Raw genomic sequence first — 18,223 nt, 5'->3', positions numbered from 1 at the left:
CCCCCGGATGCGATGTGTGCAGAGCACTCGCACGGGAACGCCAGGAGGCTGCCGGGTCGGGCAACTGGTCAACGGTCACCGACTGCAATATTGAACTGCGGCGACACCACAGGGTGCATCCGTGACAGCTGTCCGTCTGCACGCCGCGTACCGCTACGTGCCGCATCGCATCACTGAGCACCCCGACACTGGCACCACATTCGAAGCCGGATGTCTCTGGTGCAACTGGGCCGCGGAACCTTCGACGGACTCCGCGAGCGTCGATGTGGAATGCATGCGCCACACCGGCCTCAGCGGGCACAAGAGCTTCCGGCGCGTCCGCACGTCTTTTGCTGTGGTCATGCGCGCGTGAGGTCTCGGTCGGCTTCCTGCCCGATGCGGACAGGACATGATCAGCCCACGCCCGGTGCGGCCGCCGATGTCGTGTTGATCTTTGCGAAGCGCTTTCGCCACGGCAGATGCTCGGGCTCCGAGGATGGGGCTGCTGGGTATACGACGTTCGCTGCGTTCAGGCGGCACGGGGTGCATTCCGTCTCGTCCAGCAAGGGGCGGAAGGTGTGCTTCTCGCCCGGGCCCTTGCATTCGACGAGCTCGCGGGGGCGTACGGGCTCGTAGGGCCAGGAGACGGCGCGGGTCTCGGGAAGCTTCTGGGCGAGGCGGTAGCGGAGGAAGCCGACCGCCGAGCGCACGCCTTCTTTCGGGCGTTCGGCAAGCAGGGCCTGGCGAAGGTCGGACTCGCCCAGGCCGCGCTCCAGCCACTTCACCGCCTCGACGGCCAGCTGCGCGGCCTCGCGTACGCCCAGGTGCAGTTCGCGGCGGGAGTGGCGCAGGGAGAGCAGCACTCGCTCGGCTCGGGCCAGCAGGGTCGGATCCGCTGCCGGGGACGCCGTCGCGGCCGGCCGCTCCGGTTCGGAGGGTGGGTGGGGAGTGGTCTTATCACTGTGGTCTTCTACCGGTTCATAGCCACCGGCCGTCGGGGCAATCGGCGTGCCGACCGTCGGAGAGTGCGTACTCGGTGACCGAGGGGCGGGCGGGGCCGTGGACCGGGCTGCGGGAAAGGCTACGGGAGAGGCGGCGGGCGGGGTTGCCCGCGCGTGGCAAGCCTGCTCACTCGTCAGGGGGTTGTTCGCGACCAGTTGCTCGGTGATCCAGCGTCCCCCGTCGCCCTGGCTTCGCCATTCGTGGACGTACCCGTACTCGACGAGCTGTCCCTTCGCCTTCTGGTACGCGCGGCCCTTGATACCCAGCTTCCGGGCCAGTTCGCCCAAGGGCTGGAAGGCGGCGTTATCCGGGAGGCCCTGTACGTACAGGAGCAGGATCTTCGCGTCACTGCTCAGGCGTGGGTGGCGTACGACATCGTGCGATGCCTTCGTATAGCGCGCGGACGGCGCGATAGCATGACGCAACATTTCCGGTGGCTCTTTCCCACTGGTGGTGTAGGCCCTCGGGTTGGTGTTGGCGCACCGCCGGGGGCCGCCCCATGTACACACGGGCACACAGAGCGTGATGACCTCGTCACCGTACAGCACCGATTCCATGTCCCGCCACGTGTACGGGACTTCGCGCCTCGATCGCCATATTGGCCGCACCTGCTGCCGCGGCGACGATGTGGCGTGTCCGCACGTCGTCCGTTGCTGCCGTGGCCGCAGGCGCCGGTTCGGCCGCCCCGCGCGGGCGCTCCGCAACGCAGACCCCCGAGCCCCCGCTGCCCGGTCAGGCCTGCCAGAGGGTGCCGTGCCGGTGCTTCGGCGGGGGGATTTCGATTGTGTCTGCGGCTTCGAGGGTGAGTTCACCGGTGGGAGTGTTCAGCAGGCGTCGGAGGAGGCCTGTCTGGGCGCGGAGGCGTTGGCGGGATCGGCGTTCTTCCAGGGTGGAGGCGCGCGAGATGCCTCGGTCGCGGTTGTGGCGGGGGAAGCGGTAGACGTCGACCCGGCGGCGGATGATCTGCGGGACGGGCCTGCGGGCCTGGAACGTTGCCTCGGTGAGGCTTCGGGTGCTGTACCGGAGGTCGCCCAGGGTCACCGAATGCCAGGGCAGGTTCGGGCCGTCGGCGTAGGTCATTGTGGCCCGCGAAGGGGGGACGTGGTGTGCGGTGCGTGTCACGGGGCTCCGTCTGCGGCAGCCGGCGGGGAATTCTGGTCGGCCGCGTGAAGCCCGTGGGGCCTGTCGCGCGGCCGTGTGTCGTCTGAGACCTGAGCGACCCTAGTCGCGGGCCGGCGCCTGGGACGGGGGTTTCTGCCCCAGGGCCTCCGGTCGGCCGGCGCCTCCGTGGCTGACCTGGTGGGGGTCTCTCGACTTGACTTGGCGCTACATATCGCGAAAACTAGATGCATTCCTTCGGAGAGGCGAACCAATGGACCCCCTGGCCGTGCACAAGGCGCTCGCCAATCCCGCGCGGCTGCAGTTCATGCAGTGGCTGAGGGAGCCGGAGAAGTTCTTCGACGAGGACTCCTACCGGCAGCAGGGGCTCGGATTCCACATCGGGGTGTGTGTCGGTGACATCCAGAAGCGGGCCGGGCTGGCGCAGTCGGTGGTCTCGGGGTATCTGCAGACGCTGAAGGACGCGGGGCTGCTCGTCTCGGAGCGCATCGGCAAGTGGACGTACTACCGGCGCAACGAGCCGGTGATCGCCGAGTTCGCCGCGTACGTTCGTGACGAGTTGTAGGCCGCGCGATCCCCTTCCGGCTCGGGCCGAGACTGCCCGGTGCGGGAAGGGGGCACGAGGAATGCCCCCAGGTCTTCCCTCCCGGGTCTGTCGGCGCGGCCGGGTGGGCTGACATTCTGGGCGGGCGGTGTTGTGCCGTGTCCCTGCCGATGTCCGCTCCCCCGCCACCGCCCGCACCTTGTATCGCTGTCGACGAGAACTGCCGGAAGGAGCGAACTTGCGAGCCCGTGTCTCGGCCTCGGACATCGAGAGCCGGAAGAACGAAAGCCGGAAGTCCGAAAGCCGGAAGGACGAGCTGTCCGCTCGGGAAGGCGCGTCCGCGGCGCCGTCGATGCGCGTCGACGGTGCGCAGGCTCCGTCGCTCTCCCCTCTGCAGCGGAGCGTCGGCAACGCGGTCGTCCTGCGGATGCTCCGGCAGGGGCAGGAGGGCGAGGCTTCCGTCCAGCGCTCCTCGGTCCACGACGTTCTGCGGAGGCCCGGCAGGCCCTTGGACGGGGCGGTGCGGCAGGAGATGGAGAGCCGGCTCGGGGCCGACTTCGGCGACGTACGTGTGCACACGGACAGCGCCGCCCGCGCGTCCGCCGCGGAGGTGGGCGCCCATGCGTACACCTCGGGCAGTCACATCGTGCTCGGTGCCGGCGGTGGCGATCGGCACACCCTGGCCCACGAGCTGACCCATGTGATCCAGCAGCGCCAGGGGCCGGTCCCGGGCACCGACAACGGGGCCGGGCTCCGGATCTCCGACCCCGGTGACCGCTTCGAGCGCGAGGCCGAGGCGAACGCCTCCCGTGCGCTCGCGGGGCCGGTGCAGTCCGTCGAGCATGCCTCGGAACAGCCGGCGGGCAGGGCACACGTCGGCGGTGACGCCGAGTTGCAGCGTCGCATCGTGAAGATCAAGAAGGGCACCCCGGGCACAGCCGAAACGGCCCTGTTCGAGGGCTTCTTCGAGGCCGTCGACAGGGCGGTGGAGTGGGCCTACAACTACGTGACCACCGCCCCGCAACTGGGCCCGCTCAGTGACTACGACGGCTACACGAAGCGTTGGGTCGAGGTCTGGCAGGACTTCCATGCCAACGGCCGGAGCGGTGGCATCTCCAAGGAGTTCGGCTACGCGATCGAATCCGTCGCCCAGGCCCGCCTGGAAGGCGCCGGACGGCCCACGCTTCCCGCGGGGACGTACTTCGCCACGCAGGTGACGTTCGGCTCCACCCGGCCGGACTACGTCCTGTACTCACAGGGGAATCCCATCGGGGCCGTGGACATCACCGCCACCGCCAGCGAGGGCCACGTCCTGAACAAGACCAGCTGGGACGCCCTGTTCCCGCAGTTCGGCGAGTCCGTCTACCTGTCGCTCGACCCCACCGTCATCGCCGGGATGAAACTGGCCAACGCCAATGCCGCGCCCCTCACACAGCAGCAGGCCGACCAGCTGAAGCAGCAGGCCGCGGCGAACCGCGCCATGTGGGAGGGGAACTGGCAGCAGATGGGCATCTCCTTCAAGGAGGACATGCAGCGCGCGGGAATCGTGAACGCCGCGGGCCGGGTGAAGGGCGGCGGCGATGCGGTCGTCCGCGAGGAGCAGCGTCGCAACGCCGTCTTCGACTGGATGATGGACAAGCTGGGCGTCGACGCCGCCACCGCCCAGAGCAACGCCACGGTCATGCTGCTCAAGTTCAACCCGAGTTGGCCCGATTCGTTCTCCTGCAACTACTCCACGGGAAGTGCGTCCCGCGGCGAGGCGTTCCTGACCTCGGTGTTCCCGAAGTGGCAACAGAGCCAGGGAACTTGACAGCAAATCGACCGACCGGCCACTCATTGATCACGGCCCGCGCCTCCGCCTCGCCCCTTGTATTGCGTCACGTGTCCGTCGATACGTGACGCCCGGGCCGAGGGCCGGGGCCGGCCGGGCGTCCCATCCCCACGGCGCAACCCATCCCCACGATGCAATGCATCTACTTTTCTAGATTTATTGAAAGGTTCTGATCGTTCCGATGAGAAAGACCTCCCTCACCGTCCTCGTGCTCGCCCTCGGCGTGTTCGGGATCATCACCACCGAAATGGGCATGGTCGGTGTGCTCCCCCAGGTGTCGGCCGAACTCGGCGTCACACCGTCCACCGCCGGCTGGCTCGTCGGAGTGTTCGCCCTGGTCATCGCGGTGTCCGGGCCGTTCACCACGCTGCTCGCCTCCGGCATCGACCGCAAGAAGGTGCTCGCCGCCGCGATCGCGGTGTTCGCCGTCTCCAACGCCGTCTACGCGCTCACCACGCAGTACGAGGTGATGCTCGCCTTCCGCGTCATTCCCGCGCTCTTCCATCCCGTGTTCTTCGCGGTCGCGCTCGCCACCGCCGCGCGGCTGGTACCCGCGAAGGACGCGACCCGGGCCACGACGACCGTGTTCGCGGGGGTCACCGTCGGCTTCGCGTTCGGTGTGCCGTTGACCTCGTACCTCGCCGAACATCTGTCCCTGTCGTCGGCCTTCTGGTTCGGTGCGCTCGTCAACCTGATCGCCTTCCTCGGCATTCTGCGGTTCGTGCCGTCGATGCCGGCCGGGCAAGGCGGGCGGACCTCGTACGGTGCGCAGTTGAGCGTTCTCAAGCGGCCCCGGATGTGGCTGACCATCGTGTCGGTCGTGCTCGTCTTCGCGGCGATGTTCTCGGTCTACGGCTACTTCGCGGAGTACCTGGGTCAGGTCACGCACATGGGCGGTACGTGGGTCAGCGCCATGCTGATGGCGTTCGGCATCGTGATGATCCTCGGGAACTTCGCCTTCGGCAGCCTGCTGCGACGCAGTGTCATCCGGACCGTGGTCGCCTACCCGGTCCTGTGCCTGCTGGTCTACGTCCTTCTCTACGCGGTCGGCCCGCTGTTCGCCCCGATGGTTCCGGCGGTCCTGGTCTGGGGCGCCGTGCATTCCGGCGGCCTCATCGTGAGCCAGAGCTGGCTGGGACGAGACGCGAGCGATGCGCCCGAGTTCGGCAACAGCCTTTTCATCTCGTTCTCCAACCTCGGCATCACCGTGGGCACCGCCGTCGGTGGCTGGGTCCTGGCGGAGCACGGTGCCCGGCAACTGCCTTGGGTCGGAGCCGGGTTCGCGATCGCCGCGCTGCTCGTCATGGGCCTGCGGCTGAGGCTGGAACGCGGCGGGGAGCGAAGCGCGACGAAGGCCGGTCGGCCGGAGCGCGCGGATGCCGCGGATTCCGCGGATGCCGGGGGTGCCGCGGATTCCGCGGATGCCGCGGATGCCGGGGGTGCCGGGGGTGCCGGGGGTGCCGGGGCGACCGGCATCAGTCATCCCAACGGGTCCGCGCCGGTGAGCCAGAACGGCTGACGGCCCCAGGCCCCTTCGACCCCACGTTCCTTCGACCCCACGTTCCTTCGGCCTCTCGCCTCTTCAGTCTCTCGCCCCTTCGGTCTTTCGCTCCTTGCACTGCTCGTCCCCCGACTCCCCGGCGGAGTCGGGGGACACCTCTGTTCCGTCCCTTTCGCGCAGTGGAGTTGAGCGAGGGATGCGATTGCCACGCAGTGACGGATGCCGCCAAACGAGTGCCACCCACGCCATCTGCTGGGCACAGGGCCAGGACTTTCGGGAGACTGGCGGCCAGTGCGGTGGTGCCGCTTGAACAGTTCGTTACCGAGAGGCGATTTCCGGCCACAACACAACACCCCTTACCCTGCGATACATCGGTCACCAACGGTCGGCCGGGACAGAAGGGCGACAACATGACCTCCGAGACCAACACACTGGTCACCATCGATGCCACAACTACCTTGCTGGAGGCGGAACTTCCGCGACTGGAGCAGCACCAGCAGAGCCTGGAGAAGGAACTCGCGACCGTCACCGAGCGCCTGGAGTCGGTGCGTACCGCGTTGACCGCACTGCGCGCCCTGTCGGCCTCCCCCGCCACTGCCCCCGCGCCCACCGCGACTGCCGACGTGGCCGAGGACGTCAAGGCCGAGGAGGCCGAGAGCGCAGCGGCCGCCGAGGCCGGGGCGGCGAGCGTTCCGGCTGCCCGGATTCCGCAGCAGGCGCAGGATTCCGTGGACTCCGCCGCCCAGGCGGAGGCCCCGCAGGAGGAGGCGGCGACCACCCCCGCGCGCCGCACCGCCCGAAAGGCGCCCGCCGCACCCAAGGGCCGCAAGCAGGCCGCAGCCAAGCCGAGGGCTCAGCGCGGCCAGAGCAAGAAGGCCGCCGCCAAGCCCGTCGAGGAGGTCAAGGACGCCGAGGACAGCAAGGGCACCGAGGACACGGAGGCCGCCGCGCCCGCCAAGGCGACCAAGGCGACCAGGGCGACCCGGACGGTGAAGGACACCAAGTCCGCCGCACCGGCCAAGGCGACCAAGGCCGCCAAGCCGGCGAAGGCCCGCGCGCCGAAGAAGGCCGCGTCCACCGCGACCGCGTCGACCCCCGCACCGGCCGTCGACGACAGCGGCAGCCTCACCGAGCTGACCATGAAGGTGCTCGCCGAGGCCGGCAACAAGCCGGTCCGCGCCCGTGACGTGACGAAGGCCCTGGGGCGCGAGCTCACCCCCAACGGCATCAACACCGTTCGCAGCACCCTGGACCGGCTCGTCGCCACCTCCCGGGCCCACCGCGCCGGCCGGGGCCTCTACCAGGCCCCCGCGAACTGACCTTCTTGCAAGGGGAGTTCACTGGATGCCCGGTTCCGCCGCTCCGGCGGCGCCGGGCATCCCGGCGTTGCGGACCGGGCGACGGCAGGGTCGGCGAAGGCGGATATCCGTTCGATGCGGCGGCGCATCCGTCTATAAGTTGCGCGCATGTCTTCATCACTGCGACTCGAAAAGATCACGGCGGACAACGTCGAGGCCGCCTGCCGACTGAAAGTACGGCCCGACCAGGACGGACTCGTGAAGCCGGTCGCCTGGTCGCTCGCCCAGGCCTACGCGACCCCCGACATCGCCTGGCCACGGCTGATCCTCGACGGCGATCAGCTCGTGGGCTTCGTCATGGCCTTCTTCGACGTCCGCTTCTACCCGGACGATCCGAACGACAACAGGCTGCGCTCCGGACTCTGGCGGTTGAACATCGCCGCCGATCAACAGGGCCGGGGGTACGGCCGTTTCGCCGTGGAAGCGGTGTGCGAGGAGATCCGGCGGCGGGGACAGACGCGTGCGACCGTGAGCTGGGTTCCCGGTGAGCACGGGCCCGAACAGTTCTACTTCAGGCTCGGGTTCCGGCTGACCGGGGAGACGAGCGGGGACCAGGTCGTCGGTGAGCTGGAGCTCGGCGACGCGTAGTGCCATGGTGCGCCATGCCGTGACGTGCGCCATGCCGGGGTACGCAGTGCCGTGACGTGACGTGCGCCATGCCGGGGTGCGCAGTGCCGTGACGTGTGCCATGCCGGGGTGCGCAGTGCCGTGACGTGACGTGTGCCATTCCGTGACGTGCGCCGTGCCGTGCTGCGATGTGCGCTTTGGTGCATCGTGCGGTGAAGCGCCGCGCTGTGGCCGGAAATGATCAGTGGGGATGGTGGGCCGAGCCCCGTCACACGATGTGAGCTGCGATGATCCGCGCACACTCGATGGGCTCGCTCCGCGTCGTGTCCACTTCCAGGTCGTAGGTCACACCCCGGTGGACCAGTTCCGCCTGTGCTGCCGCCATGCCGGGTACGCGATCGCCCCGCGCGATCTCACGGGCAGCGGCGACGGCGCTCTCGCACCGGACTCCGACCCACAGCACCCCGAGTCCGTCGAGCGCCTTCTGCCACCGCTGCTGGGACTCCGCACCGCCGAGGAACACCTCGTCCACGATGATCCCGGCGCCGGCCCGGGCCATCGTGGCGACACCCTCGATCCATGCCGTCTCCAACGTACGGAACTCCGCGCCGACGACCACCTCGCCGTCCGGGGCGAACTCGATGCCCGCGTCCGACTCGCTCATGGACGCGGGCATCGCCTCGACCAGTGTGTCGACCCCGAACGTCAGCCATGGATCCGGCAATACCGTCTGGAGGCACCGGGCGATGCCTGATTTTCCGGAGCTGGAGCCGCCGTTGAGCACGATCATCTGGGTCTTCATCGAGCCACAGTAAAACCCGGCAGCGGGGGCAGTCGGGCACCTCGGTCAACACAGTGGAACCGGTGCATGACCCGCATGGCCGTCGGCAGAACCGATTCAGCAGCTCACGTCCGGGTGACGGAGCCCCACATGGGGCCGAAATCGCAGGTCAACGGCTCAGACTTGGGCCGTTTCCGACCCCCCGCACAAGGAGTTCCCTCCATGCGTCTTCGTTCCACCGTCGCTGCCGCCTTCGGCGCGCTCGCGCTGCTCGTCGCCGTGCCGGCCTCGGCCGGCGCGGCCACCGGGGACTTCTCGTACACATATTCAGGCCTCGACGGCTCGCCACGGGTGGGCTTCCTCTTCGACCCGCCGAGCCGGATGTGCATCACGCTGCCCGAGGTCGCCGACCCCAACTCGTCGTACCCCGCCCACACCCCGCAGAACTTCACCGACTCCAGCGCGACCGTCTTCACCGGTCCCGACTGCAACGGCGACTACTTCACCCTCCGGCCCCACGGCGGCCACGCCGGCAGCCGGCTGAAGCTCCGCTCGGTCGTCTTCAGCTGACCCCGTCGCAAGCCGCACGCACCACGCGACCCCCACCCCGGTACGAGCCGCCCCGCGCCCGTGCCGGGGTGGTGTCGTGCCAGGGGCGTGTACGGGGGCGTGTACGGGGGCGTGTGCGGGAATGAGTTCCGGGGCTTCGGAGGTTGAGCTGGTATGCCCACACCACCCGTGATCCTTCTGCTGTCCGGAAGCCTGCGCAGCGGCTCCTCCAACGAGACCGTGCTGCGCACCGCGCAGGCCGTGGCCGCCTCGGAGGTACGGACCGTTCTCTACGGCGGCCTCGCGGCGCTCCCGCACTTCAATCCCGACGACGACACGGATCCGCTGCCGCGGCCGGTGGCGGAGCTGCGTGCGGCCATCGACGGGGCGGATGCCGTTCTGGTCTGTACGCCGGAGTACGCGGGGACCTTGCCGGGGGCGTTCAAGAACCTGCTGGACTGGACGGTCGGCGGCACCGAGATCTGCGACAAGCCGACCGCCTGGGTGAACGCCGCGGCACCCGGGCGCGGTCAGGGCGCGGAGGCCACACTGCGTACGGTGCTGGGCTATACCGGCGCGGACATCGTGGAGCCGGCCTGCGTACGGATCTCCGTGGACCGCAACACGGTCGGTCCGGACGGGGTCATCACCGATCCGGGCGCCCGCGAGCAGCTGGGGCGGGTGCTCGGGCTGCTGACGGGGCGGGCCGCGGAGGCCGGGCGGGGGTAGGCGGCCCCGGCTTCGGACCGCCCCGCCTCCCCCGCTTCCGTCCTCGTCCCGTTCTCAGCTCGTCAGTGTGTTCCGCAGTGCGTCGGCGAAGCCCTTCGGGTCGCCGAGGAAGCCGGCGTGGTCGCCCGGGAACTCGACCGGGCGGGTGCCGAGCAGTTCCGCCAGCACGGTGGACGTCCGGTACGTGATCAGGCCCTGCGAGTCGGCGCCGATCCCGACCAGGACCCGGGTCGGTGCGGCGGTCAGGGCGGCGATGTCGGGTACGTAGCGGGCGGTGCCCCGCAGATCGTGGCCGAAGAAGCGGGCGCCGTTGGCGAGGTCCTGCTCCGTGGGCTCGCCGAACGGCCCGTCGGCGGCGCCCTCCCCGCCCTCACCGATTTCCGTGCTCTCCCCGCCCTCGGTCACGAATCCGGCGACGGCCATGAACTTCATCCATGCCGCGCCCTGGCCCTCCTTGTGGAAGGTCTCGATGATGGCCTCGGTCTTGGCGCGCTGTTCGGCCGCGTCGGGAAGGATCTCCATGATGGGCGGCTCGTGCGCGACCAGCGTCCGTACCCGGTCGGGGTGCCGGGCGACGAGTGCCAGCCCGGTCACCGCGCCGCCGCTGCTCCCGAACACATCGGCCGTATCGGCCCCGAGCGCGTCCAGGATCGCCGCCACGTCGTCCGCCCGCCGGTCGGGCAGGGTGTCCTCGTCGGGGTCGTCGAGAGTGCTGCCGGAGATGCCCCGCGGGTCGTGCGTGACGACGGTGTGGTCGCTCGCGAGCGCGTCCGCCAGCGAGGCGAACGCCTCGGCCTCCATGGGCGACCCCATGATCAGCAGGAGCGGTCCCGCGCCGCGTACCTCGTAGTGCAGCTGCGCGCCGGGAACCCGGAGGGTGTGGGTGGCGGTCATGCCGGTGGTCCTTCCTTGATCGGCGCTCCGCGGTCGCGGTGCCGTTGTGTTCGACAGAGGTAGGACTCCGGCCGTCGGGGAAACTCATCGCCCGATGGGCTCCCCGCCCGGGGCGCAACGACGGGACAGGCACTGACAGAATGGGTGAAATGGCAGCACATTCTGATCCTCGGCCGGCGCCCTGGCCGGACGGCGCACCCCTTCACCCCGATCTCCTCGCGGCGAAGGCGCTCGTCTACGACCCGAGCGGGCTCGTGTGCTCGCGGCCGGTGCCCGAGGCCGAGAGCGCCGAGTACGGGGCGCACGGGTTCACCGTGGACGGCTCCGCCGTCAGGTTCCGGGTGGCCCGGACCACCCCGACCAAGGTCGGCCAGTTCGTGACGGTGTGGAAGCGGTCCGCCGACGGCGGGCCGATCCGGCCCTACGACTCCGGGGACCCCGTCGACCTCTTCGTCATCAGCACCCGCGACACCGGTGACACTGGTGACGCGGGTGACGCGGGTGACACCGATGGCATCAGTGGTGCCGGTGGTTTCGGGCAGTTCGTGTTTCCGCGGGCGGTGCTCCGCGAGCGGGACATCGTGTCGACGGCCGGGGTCGGCGGGAAGCGTGGGTTCCGTGTCTATCCGCCGTGGGTGACGACGACCAACCGCCAGGCCGGCCGTACGCAGAAGTGGCAGGTGGAGTACTTCCTGCCGGTCCCGGACGGCGAGCCGGCCGACCCGGACCGGTGCCGGGCGCTCTACCGTCCTTGACGGGGGTGGGCGGTCTGTCGTCCGTGACGGGAGTGGACGGTCTGCCTCCCTTGACGGGAGTGGACGGTCTGCCGTCCGTGACGGTGGCGGGCGGTCAGCGGTAGTCCTCCGGGTACCCCTGCCCGGACCATCCATGTCCGACTGCCGATTCAGGCACCGCCGATCAGGGACTGCAGCGCGGGCGCGTACAGGTCCGCGATGTGTTCGGTGGTGGCGTCCGCGCCGGCGCCCTCGCGGTGGAGGCTGAGGGTGGCGCCGAGGCCGAGGAGGTGGCCGGCGATCAGTTCGGCGCGCAGGGCGCGTTCGCGGCCGGGGAGGCGGGCGGTCAGGGCGTCGGTGACCTGTTCGTGGAAGCGGTCGCGCAGCAGGGAGCGTTCGTCCTGGTTGCCCAGCGAGAAGACGACGCGCAACAGCGGGTCCGACTGCAGTTCGCGGCGGTGGTTCACCAGTGTCACCACCATGTGGCGGCCCAGGGCTTCGAGCGGCGCGTCGAGGAGTTCGGCGGCGGCGGGGCCGAAGTCGGCGACGGTGTTGAAGAGTTCTTCCTTGCGGCCGAAGTGCTTGACCACCAGGGACGGACTCACTCCGGCGTCGGCCGCGATCCCCCTGATGGTGACCTCGGCGTACGGGCGCTGGGTGAACGCCCGGCGGGCGGCGCGCAGGATCGCGCCCTTGCCGCTGCCCGGGTCGGCGGCGGACCGGGCAGCGGCCGAAGCCGGGGCCGGCGCCGGGGTCCGGGCCGAGGACGGGGCCGGTGCGGTGGCCTGGCCGCTGATCATGCGCCCTCCTGGATCGGCATTGTCCGCACACCGTCCTTCCGGTCCCCCGGGACGTCGCGGTTCCCTTCGACGGTACCCGCCCCGGCGGTCCCGCCCGCCTCGCCGGTCACGCCCGTAGATCCCGTCGCTCCCGTCGCGGGGGTACGGCCGCCCGGCAGGCACAGGGTGACCAGCAGCGCCGCCAGTGCCGCGCCCGCCGCGATCAGGAAGACCAGCTGGTACGCGTGGAGCGTCGGGGCCGTTCTGCCGCCCACCCGGAACGTGATGTTGGCGAGGACCGCCGCCACCGTCGCGCTGCAGAACGCCTGCCCGATCGACCGCATCAGTGTGTTGAGGCCGTTGGCCGCGCCGGTCTCGCTCACCGGGACGCCGCGCATGACCAGCGCGGGGAGTGCCGAGTACGCGATGGCCGTGCCCGAGGCGACGACCGTCGCGCCCCCGATGATCAGCCAGAGGTTGTGGCTGGTGAAGTACCGCACCACGTAGCCGCAGCCGATCACCCCGGCCGCCAGCGCCAGGCTGACCTTCGGGCCGTACTTCGCGGAGATCCGCGCCGAGACCGGTGAGAGCACCACCATCATCACGCCGCCCGGCAGCAGACAGAGGCCACTGACGACGAGCGAGGCGCCCAGACCGTAACCCGTCTCCTTCGGCTCCTGCACCATCTGCGCGGTGACCAGGGAGTTCGCGTAGAAGGCGAAGCCGATCAGCAGGGCGGCGATGTTGGTGAGCAGGACCGCGGGGCGGGCCGAGACCCGCAGGTCGACCATGGGCGAGACCACCCGGAGCTCGTACGCGCCCCAGATCAGCGCCACGACGACGGCCGCCGCCAGCAGGCCGGCCGTCCGGGCCGAGGTCCAGCCCCAGTCTGCGCCCTGGGTGACCGCGAGCAGCAGGCAGACCAGGGCCCCGGACAGCCCCAGCGCGCCGAGGGCGTCGAAGCGGCCACGGGTACGGAGCGGGGATTCCGGTACGCACCACAGCACCAGCACGATGTCGATGACGCCGATCGCACCCGAGACCCAGAACATGGTGTGCCAGTCGAAGTTCTCGACGACGAGGGCCGCGACCGGCAGCCCGATCGCCGCGCCGATGCCGAGCGTCGAGCTCATCAGCGCCACGGCGGACAGCACCCGCTCGGGCGGGAGTTCGTCGCGCAGGATGCTGATGCCCAGCGGCAGGACGGCGAGCGCCGCGCCCTGCAGGGCGCGGCCGGTGATCAGTACCCCGATGTGCGAACTGACCGCGCACAGCACCGAACCCACCACCAGCACCAGCAGCGAGGCGACGAGCACCCGCCGCTTGCCGTACATGTCGCCGACCCGGCCCAGGACGGGCGTGAAGACGGCACCGGTGAGCAGGGTGACGGTGACCAGCCAGCTCGCGGCGGCCGGGCTCGCGCCGGTGAGGGCCGGGATGTGCGGGAGCAGCGGGACGACGATCGTCTGCATCACCGCGACCACGACACCGCAGAACGCCAGCACACCGACGGCGAAGCGGGGATGCGGCGCCTCGGCGGCGGCGGTGGTGGTGCCGGTGGTCGGGGCAGGTATGTCCGCTGGCATGGCTCTCCGTACGGTGCTCGGCGGCTGGGGCGTCGTGCGGGGGCGACGTGCGGGAGGGGGTCGCGACGGTGCGCCGGGCGGGCGGCGCAGGGGCAGGACACCGGGGTGCACGCGTGTTCACCCCCAGGGTAAACGCTTGTGCACCCCCTCGGCGACCGGAATCCCGGGCATCGCGTTAGCCTCGAAGCCCCGGGCTCAGGGCCCGGACAACACGGACGAGAAGGCGAAGGTGGCTGCGATGGCGAAGGTTCCGGCAGCGGCGGTGGCGGCGAGCGGGCTGGTCGGCGGGTACGCCGTCGCGCGATGGACCAGGAAGCGGCCGCTGGGCGGGGTCGCCCTCGCCGCCGCGGGCACTGTCGCCGCGTACGAGTGGAACCGGCAGGCCGGGCCGCGCGCGGCCGTCGGGCTGACCACGGCGTACGTCGCCGCGTTCGCCGGTTCGCACCCGCTGGCCAAGAAGGTCGGCGCCTGGCCCGCCGTCTTCGCCGTGGCGGGCGGCATGGCCGCCGCGTCGTGGGCGGTCACCCGCCGGGCCGCCTGAGCCCGTACGGCCGGGCCGCCCGAAGCGCGTACGGAAGCACAACAGCAGGGGCGGGAGCTCCGAAGAGCCCCCGCCCCTTGCGCCGTCCGGGCTCCGCTACGCCCCCAGCGCCCACGACACCGTATAGATCAGCAGCCCCGCCAGCGCACCCACCACGGTGCCGTTGATCCGGATGAACTGGAGGTCGCGGCCGATGTGCGCCTCGATCTTCTTCGACGTCTGGTCCGCGTCCCAGCTCGCGACCGTGTCGCTGATCAGCGAGGTGATCTCCGCGCGGTAGGTCGTGACGACATAGACCGCCGCGTCCTCCAGCCAGCCGTCCAGCTTCGCCTGCAGCCGGTCGTCCGTCGCCAGCCGCGCCCCCAGTGCCATCAGTGAGGCCCGCGCCCGCAGCCGCAGCTCGCTCTGCTCGTCCTCCGCCGCCGCGATGATCATCGTGCGTACGGACGACCAGGCCGAGGCGATGACGTCCTGGACCTCGCCGCGTCCCAGGATCTCCGACTTCAGCCGCTCCACCCGGGCCCGGGTGTCCGAGTCCGTCTGGAGGTCGGCCGCGAAGTCCGTCAGGAACGTGTCGATCGAGGCGCGCGCCGGGTGCCCCGGCATGTCCCGCATCTCCGTGACGAACCTCAGCAGCTCCTTGTAGACCCGCTCCCCGACCCGCTTGTCGACGAACCGCGGCGTCCAGCCCGGGGCCCCGCCCTGCACCGCGTCCATCACCGAGTCGCCGTGCAGCACCAGCCAGTCGTGGGCGCGCACGCAGATCAGGTCGACCACTCTGCGGTGGCCGCCGTCGGCGACGATCTTGTCCAGCATCTTGCCGAGGCCGGGCCCGATCTCCACCGCGTTGGCCCGCCGGGTGATCGCCTCGCCCACCACGGCCTGCACATCCGAATCCCGCAGCACCTTCAGCGCCCCGCGCAACGCGGTCGACAGCTCGGCGGTGACCCGGTCCGCGTGCTCCGGCTCGGCCAGCCACGCACCGACGCGGCGGCCGACACCCAGCGCGTGGATCCGGCCCCGTACGACATCGCCGGAGAGAAAATTCTCGCCGACGAAGGAACCCAGGGACGCCCCCAGCTGGTCCTTCTTGGTGGGGATAATGGCGGTGTGCGGGATCGGCAGGCCGAGCGGACGCTTGAACAGCGCCGTGACGGCGAACCAGTCGGCCAGCGCACCGACCATCCCCGCCTCGGCGGCCGCGGCGACGAAGCCCGGCCAGCCGCCCACACCCGCGTTCTTCGCCCAGGTGGCGAGTACGTACACGAGCGCGACCAGCAGAAGGAGGCCCGTCGCCGTGGTCTTCATCCGGCGCACACCGCGCCGCTTCTCCTCGTCGGCCGCGGTGTACGCGAACGAGGCGAGGGGGGCGGGCCGGCCGCCGGGCGCCCGCCCCCCGGCACGCTCCTGCTGCCGCGCGGCCTCTCCCCCGGCCTCAGCTCCGGCTCCGGTCCGATCGATCCGTTCCATCCGCTCCACCCGTCCGCGTACGCCTCGCCCCCGGTGTCCCGTACGCATTGTCCCTGCCTGACCTACTCCCGGGCCGCACGTCGAGTTCCCGAGGCCCTGATCCATCATGGGATCAGTCCGATTGATCATGAGGAGACACACCGCCCATGCCCAGGCGCCAGGGGTACGCCCTGCTCATCGCCCTCGTGGCGGGCACCGCCGCGCTCGCCGCCGCCGTGGCGTTCGCCGGCTCCCTGCTGTTCTCCGGCCCCGGCGCCCGGCCGCAGCAGATCGCCGTACCCGACCCGCGCTCCGTGGCCCGTACGCCCGCCGCCGCCGCGCACTCCACCGGCCTCTGGGCCGCGACCTGGACCGCGGCCCCCGCCACCGGGGTCGTCGACTCCTACAACAGCAGCGCGCTCAACCGACGCACCATCCGTGACGTCGTGCACACCAGCATCGGCGGCGACGCGGCCCGCATCACCCTCTCCAACGCCTTCGGCACCCGCCCGCTGGTCATGGACCGCGTCACCGTGAACACCCGCCCGGTGACCTTCGCGGGCGCCCGCACCGTGACCGTGGCGGCCGGCGGGCAGGTCGTCAGCGACCCGGTCACGGTCCCGGTCGCCGCCGACTCCGACCTGGTGGTCACCCTGCGCACCCCCACCGCCCGGGGGCCCGTCACCGTCCACGAGCGCAGCCACCAGACGTCGTACGTGGACACCGCCTGGGGCACCCGGCGGACCGACGGCTGGCGCTACCTCACCGCGGTCGACGTGCACACCCGGACCGCCGCCGGGACGATCGCCGTCATCGGCGACTCGCTCACCGCGGGCACCGGCTCCTCCCTCGACACGAACAGCCGCTGGCCCGATGTCCTCGCCGACCGGCTGGGCGGCCGGTACGGGGTGGCCAACGCGGGCATCGCGGGCAACCGCATCCTGCGCGACGGACTCGGCGGACGCGGCGTACGGGCGAGCGCCCGCTTCGAGCGCGACGTACTGGACGTCGCCGGGGTGAAGACCGTCGTCGTCGCGCTCGGCATCAACGACGTGCAACAGTCCCCGCGGGAGACCGACCCGCAGCGCATCGCGGACGGCCTGCGCGCCATGACCCGGAGCGCCCACGCGCAGGGCCTGCGGGTCGTCGGGGCCACGCTCATGCCGTACGAGGGATTCGCCACCTGGACGCCCCGGAGCGACGACGTACGGGTCCGGGTCAACGCGCTGATCCGGGCGGGCGGGGTCTTCGACTCCGTCATCGACTTCGACGCGGCGGCCCGTGACCCCCACCGCCCGACGCGGCTCCTGCCGGCCTACGACAGCGGCGACCACCTCCACCTGAACGACGCGGGCTACCGGCAGCTGGGCTCGATGGTCGACCTGACGACGCTGGTGCCCGACCGGCCCATGTCCGACCAGCTCTGACAGGCTGCTTCGACGGGCAGCTCGACGGGCGGCGCCCCGTGAGGCGAGCGGGGCTCCGGGAGGCGGGCGGCGCCCCTGGACCCCCAGGAGAACCCCGGGGCTCCGCCCCTGTCAGTCCGACGGCCCCTTCTCCAGCCGGCCACGTCCGCTCCCGCGCCCGTTCCCGCGCTCCCCGTCCAGCTCCCGCTGCCGCTCCCGCAGCCGCGCCAGCTCCGCATCGCGCAGCCGCTGCTTCTCCGCCTTGCTCCGCTTGTGTTCCACACCGACGCCGCCCATCAGCGCGAAGCCGGTGATCCGCACCCGCGGGGAGTCCGGCGACGGGATGCCCTCGTCCTTCGAGCGCTCCCCGAAACCGCCCATGAAACCGACGCCCCGGACCTCGACGTTCAGCTCCGGCGGAACCGTCACCTGGATCCCGCCCATGATCGTGATGCAGCGGATGACCACCTCGCGGTCCTCGAAGTTCGCCTCGCGCAGATCGATCTCGCCGCCGCCCCACATCGCGAACGCGGTGAACTTACGGCCCACCGTCCAGTTCCCCCGGCGACCGAAACCGCCCCACATCGCGAACGCGCCGCTCGACGTGGCGGGCTTGCCGATCCGGTCCGCCCACCGCTTCTGCGATCCGGTCCGCGCCGGAGCCGCCCCCACCGGGGCCACCGCCACGCCCGGCGCGGGAAGATCCCGTACCAGCGGCTCCAACTCCCCATGCGTACGGGCCTTGTAGGCCGCTTCGAGCCGCTGCTCGAACTCCGCCATCTCCAGCCGGCCCTCGGCAACCGCCTCGCGCAGGGTCTCGGCGACACGCTCACGCTCGGAATCGGAAGCACGCATTTCCGGAAGGTCACTTGTC

Annotated in this window: 18 protein-coding genes; 10 read left to right on the top strand and 8 right to left on the bottom strand. The window is 70.9% G+C overall.

The features are described 5' to 3' along the window. Window positions 1–392 precede the first annotated feature (392 nt). Window positions 393–1,538 (bottom strand): hypothetical protein, encoded by a 1,146-nt coding sequence (locus EES42_RS41180; RefSeq protein ID WP_346775444.1) that lies wholly within the window; start codon window positions 1,536–1,538, stop codon window positions 393–395. Between the two features lie 175 nt (window positions 1,539–1,713). Next, window positions 1,714–2,103 carry a hypothetical protein gene (locus EES42_RS41175; protein WP_241196909.1) on the bottom strand — a complete coding sequence of 130 codons (390 nt, stop codon included), beginning with the start codon at window positions 2,101–2,103 and terminating at the stop codon, window positions 1,714–1,716. 250 nt (window positions 2,104–2,353) lie between these two features. Here EES42_RS41175 and EES42_RS41170 point away from each other — a divergent pair, with 250 nt between their 5' ends. The 5 genes from EES42_RS41170 to EES42_RS41150 all read left to right on the top strand — a co-directional run bounded on the left by EES42_RS41170 (window position 2,354) and on the right by EES42_RS41150 (window position 7,922). Then, entirely contained in the window at window positions 2,354–2,665 is a 312-nt protein-coding gene (locus EES42_RS41170; protein ID WP_124723327.1) for an ArsR/SmtB family transcription factor, read from the top strand. A gap of 331 nt (window positions 2,666–2,996) precedes the next feature. Next, window positions 2,997–4,454, top strand: coding sequence for an eCIS core domain-containing protein (locus EES42_RS46975; RefSeq protein WP_241196917.1), 1,458 nt, complete (start codon window positions 2,997–2,999; stop codon window positions 4,452–4,454). 202 nt (window positions 4,455–4,656) lie between these two features. Next, window positions 4,657–5,994, top strand: coding sequence for an MFS transporter (locus EES42_RS41160; protein ID WP_206433860.1), 1,338 nt, complete (start codon window positions 4,657–4,659; stop codon window positions 5,992–5,994). A gap of 392 nt (window positions 5,995–6,386) precedes the next feature. Next, the gene (locus tag EES42_RS41155; RefSeq protein ID WP_124723326.1) at window positions 6,387–7,295 is read left to right on the top strand and encodes a hypothetical protein; all 909 of its coding nucleotides are present in this window, start codon (window positions 6,387–6,389) and stop codon (window positions 7,293–7,295) included. 147 nt (window positions 7,296–7,442) lie between these two features. Further along, on the top strand, window positions 7,443–7,922 hold the full coding sequence (locus EES42_RS41150) for a GNAT family N-acetyltransferase (RefSeq protein WP_124723325.1): 480 nt from the start codon (window positions 7,443–7,445) through the stop codon (window positions 7,920–7,922). Between the two features lie 247 nt (window positions 7,923–8,169). On the opposite strand, the gene cpt is transcribed toward EES42_RS41150, so the two are convergent. Next, entirely contained in the window at window positions 8,170–8,703 is a 534-nt protein-coding gene (cpt, locus tag EES42_RS41145; protein ID WP_241196908.1) for a chloramphenicol phosphotransferase CPT, read from the bottom strand. 201 nt (window positions 8,704–8,904) lie between these two features. Between cpt and EES42_RS41140 the strand changes: the two genes are divergently transcribed. Both EES42_RS41140 and EES42_RS41135 read left to right on the top strand, forming a co-directional pair. Beyond that, entirely contained in the window at window positions 8,905–9,252 is a 348-nt protein-coding gene (locus tag EES42_RS41140; protein WP_124723324.1) for a hypothetical protein, read from the top strand. A gap of 153 nt (window positions 9,253–9,405) precedes the next feature. After that, window positions 9,406–9,960 (top strand): NADPH-dependent FMN reductase, encoded by a 555-nt coding sequence (locus tag EES42_RS41135; RefSeq protein ID WP_124723323.1) that lies wholly within the window; start codon window positions 9,406–9,408, stop codon window positions 9,958–9,960. Window positions 9,961–10,014: 54 nt separating this feature from the next. On the opposite strand, the gene EES42_RS41130 is transcribed toward EES42_RS41135, so the two are convergent. Then, window positions 10,015–10,854, bottom strand: a complete 840-nt coding sequence (locus tag EES42_RS41130) for an alpha/beta fold hydrolase (RefSeq protein ID WP_124723322.1) — start codon at window positions 10,852–10,854, stop codon at window positions 10,015–10,017. Between the two features lie 149 nt (window positions 10,855–11,003). Here EES42_RS41130 and EES42_RS41125 point away from each other — a divergent pair, with 149 nt between their 5' ends. Further along, window positions 11,004–11,609 (top strand): MepB family protein, encoded by a 606-nt coding sequence (locus tag EES42_RS41125; RefSeq protein WP_124723321.1) that lies wholly within the window; start codon window positions 11,004–11,006, stop codon window positions 11,607–11,609. Between the two features lie 149 nt (window positions 11,610–11,758). Here the strand turns inward: EES42_RS41125 and EES42_RS41120 are convergent, their stop codons facing one another. Then, window positions 11,759–12,388 carry a TetR/AcrR family transcriptional regulator gene (locus EES42_RS41120; RefSeq protein WP_241196907.1) on the bottom strand — a complete coding sequence of 210 codons (630 nt, stop codon included), beginning with the start codon at window positions 12,386–12,388 and terminating at the stop codon, window positions 11,759–11,761. Further along, complete coding sequence (locus tag EES42_RS41115; RefSeq protein ID WP_124723320.1) at window positions 12,385–13,953, bottom strand: MFS transporter; 1,569 nt, start codon at window positions 13,951–13,953, stop codon at window positions 12,385–12,387. The genes EES42_RS41120 and EES42_RS41115 overlap by 4 nt, the downstream gene beginning before the upstream one ends. Before the next feature lie 238 nt (window positions 13,954–14,191). Here EES42_RS41115 and EES42_RS41110 point away from each other — a divergent pair, with 238 nt between their 5' ends. Next, a complete protein-coding gene (locus EES42_RS41110; RefSeq protein ID WP_124723319.1) occupies window positions 14,192–14,494 on the top strand; it encodes a hypothetical protein in 303 nt (100 codons plus the stop codon). A gap of 96 nt (window positions 14,495–14,590) precedes the next feature. Here EES42_RS41110 and EES42_RS41105 read toward each other — a convergent pair whose 3' ends face one another. After that, window positions 14,591–16,012, bottom strand: a complete 1,422-nt coding sequence (locus EES42_RS41105) for a DUF445 domain-containing protein (protein WP_124723318.1) — start codon at window positions 16,010–16,012, stop codon at window positions 14,591–14,593. A 98-nt stretch (window positions 16,013–16,110) separates the two neighbouring features. Here EES42_RS41105 and EES42_RS41100 point away from each other — a divergent pair, with 98 nt between their 5' ends. Continuing rightward, window positions 16,111–17,370, top strand: coding sequence for an SGNH/GDSL hydrolase family protein (locus EES42_RS41100; RefSeq protein WP_124723317.1), 1,260 nt, complete (start codon window positions 16,111–16,113; stop codon window positions 17,368–17,370). Window positions 17,371–17,481: 111 nt separating this feature from the next. Here the strand turns inward: EES42_RS41100 and EES42_RS41095 are convergent, their stop codons facing one another. Next, window positions 17,482–18,204 (bottom strand): DUF1707 SHOCT-like domain-containing protein, encoded by a 723-nt coding sequence (locus EES42_RS41095; RefSeq protein WP_164495526.1) that lies wholly within the window; start codon window positions 18,202–18,204, stop codon window positions 17,482–17,484. Window positions 18,205–18,223 lie beyond the last annotated feature (19 nt).

It is taken from the genome of Streptomyces sp. ADI95-17, from assembly GCF_003846175.1.
GTDB classification, from domain to species: Bacteria; Actinomycetota; Actinomycetes; order Streptomycetales; family Streptomycetaceae; genus Streptomyces; species Streptomyces sanglieri.
The sequence above is the reverse complement of the archived record's forward strand: the minus strand, read 5'-3'. Positions and strand labels throughout refer to the sequence as shown.

Bases quoted from the DNA above. Each gene is read 5' to 3' on its own strand.
- EES42_RS41095 (WP_164495526.1), bottom strand. From the start codon at position 18,204: ATGCGTGCTTCCGATTCCGAGCGTGAGCGTGTCGCCGAGACCCTGCGC.
- EES42_RS41110 (WP_124723319.1), top strand. From the start codon at position 14,192: ATGGCGAAGGTTCCGGCAGCGGCGGTGGCGGCGAGCGGGCTGGTCGGC.
- EES42_RS41150 (WP_124723325.1), top strand. From the start codon at position 7,443: ATGTCTTCATCACTGCGACTCGAAAAGATCACGGCGGACAACGTCGAG.
- EES42_RS41135 (WP_124723323.1), top strand. From the start codon at position 9,406: ATGCCCACACCACCCGTGATCCTTCTGCTGTCCGGAAGCCTGCGCAGC.
- EES42_RS41180 (WP_346775444.1), bottom strand. From the start codon at position 1,538: ATGGAATCGGTGCTGTACGGTGACGAGGTCATCACGCTCTGTGTGCCC.
- cpt (WP_241196908.1), bottom strand. From the start codon at position 8,703: ATGAAGACCCAGATGATCGTGCTCAACGGCGGCTCCAGCTCCGGAAAA.
- EES42_RS41100 (WP_124723317.1), top strand. From the start codon at position 16,111: ATGCCCAGGCGCCAGGGGTACGCCCTGCTCATCGCCCTCGTGGCGGGC.
- EES42_RS41160 (WP_206433860.1), top strand. From the start codon at position 4,657: ATGAGAAAGACCTCCCTCACCGTCCTCGTGCTCGCCCTCGGCGTGTTC.
- EES42_RS41155 (WP_124723326.1), top strand. From the start codon at position 6,387: ATGACCTCCGAGACCAACACACTGGTCACCATCGATGCCACAACTACC.
- EES42_RS41130 (WP_124723322.1), bottom strand. From the start codon at position 10,854: ATGACCGCCACCCACACCCTCCGGGTTCCCGGCGCGCAGCTGCACTAC.
- EES42_RS41115 (WP_124723320.1), bottom strand. From the start codon at position 13,953: ATGCCAGCGGACATACCTGCCCCGACCACCGGCACCACCACCGCCGCC.
- EES42_RS46975 (WP_241196917.1), top strand. From the start codon at position 2,997: ATGCGCGTCGACGGTGCGCAGGCTCCGTCGCTCTCCCCTCTGCAGCGG.
- EES42_RS41170 (WP_124723327.1), top strand. From the start codon at position 2,354: ATGGACCCCCTGGCCGTGCACAAGGCGCTCGCCAATCCCGCGCGGCTG.
- EES42_RS41140 (WP_124723324.1), top strand. From the start codon at position 8,905: ATGCGTCTTCGTTCCACCGTCGCTGCCGCCTTCGGCGCGCTCGCGCTG.
- EES42_RS41105 (WP_124723318.1), bottom strand. From the start codon at position 16,012: ATGCGTACGGGACACCGGGGGCGAGGCGTACGCGGACGGGTGGAGCGG.
- EES42_RS41125 (WP_124723321.1), top strand. From the start codon at position 11,004: ATGGCAGCACATTCTGATCCTCGGCCGGCGCCCTGGCCGGACGGCGCA.
- EES42_RS41120 (WP_241196907.1), bottom strand. From the start codon at position 12,388: ATGATCAGCGGCCAGGCCACCGCACCGGCCCCGTCCTCGGCCCGGACC.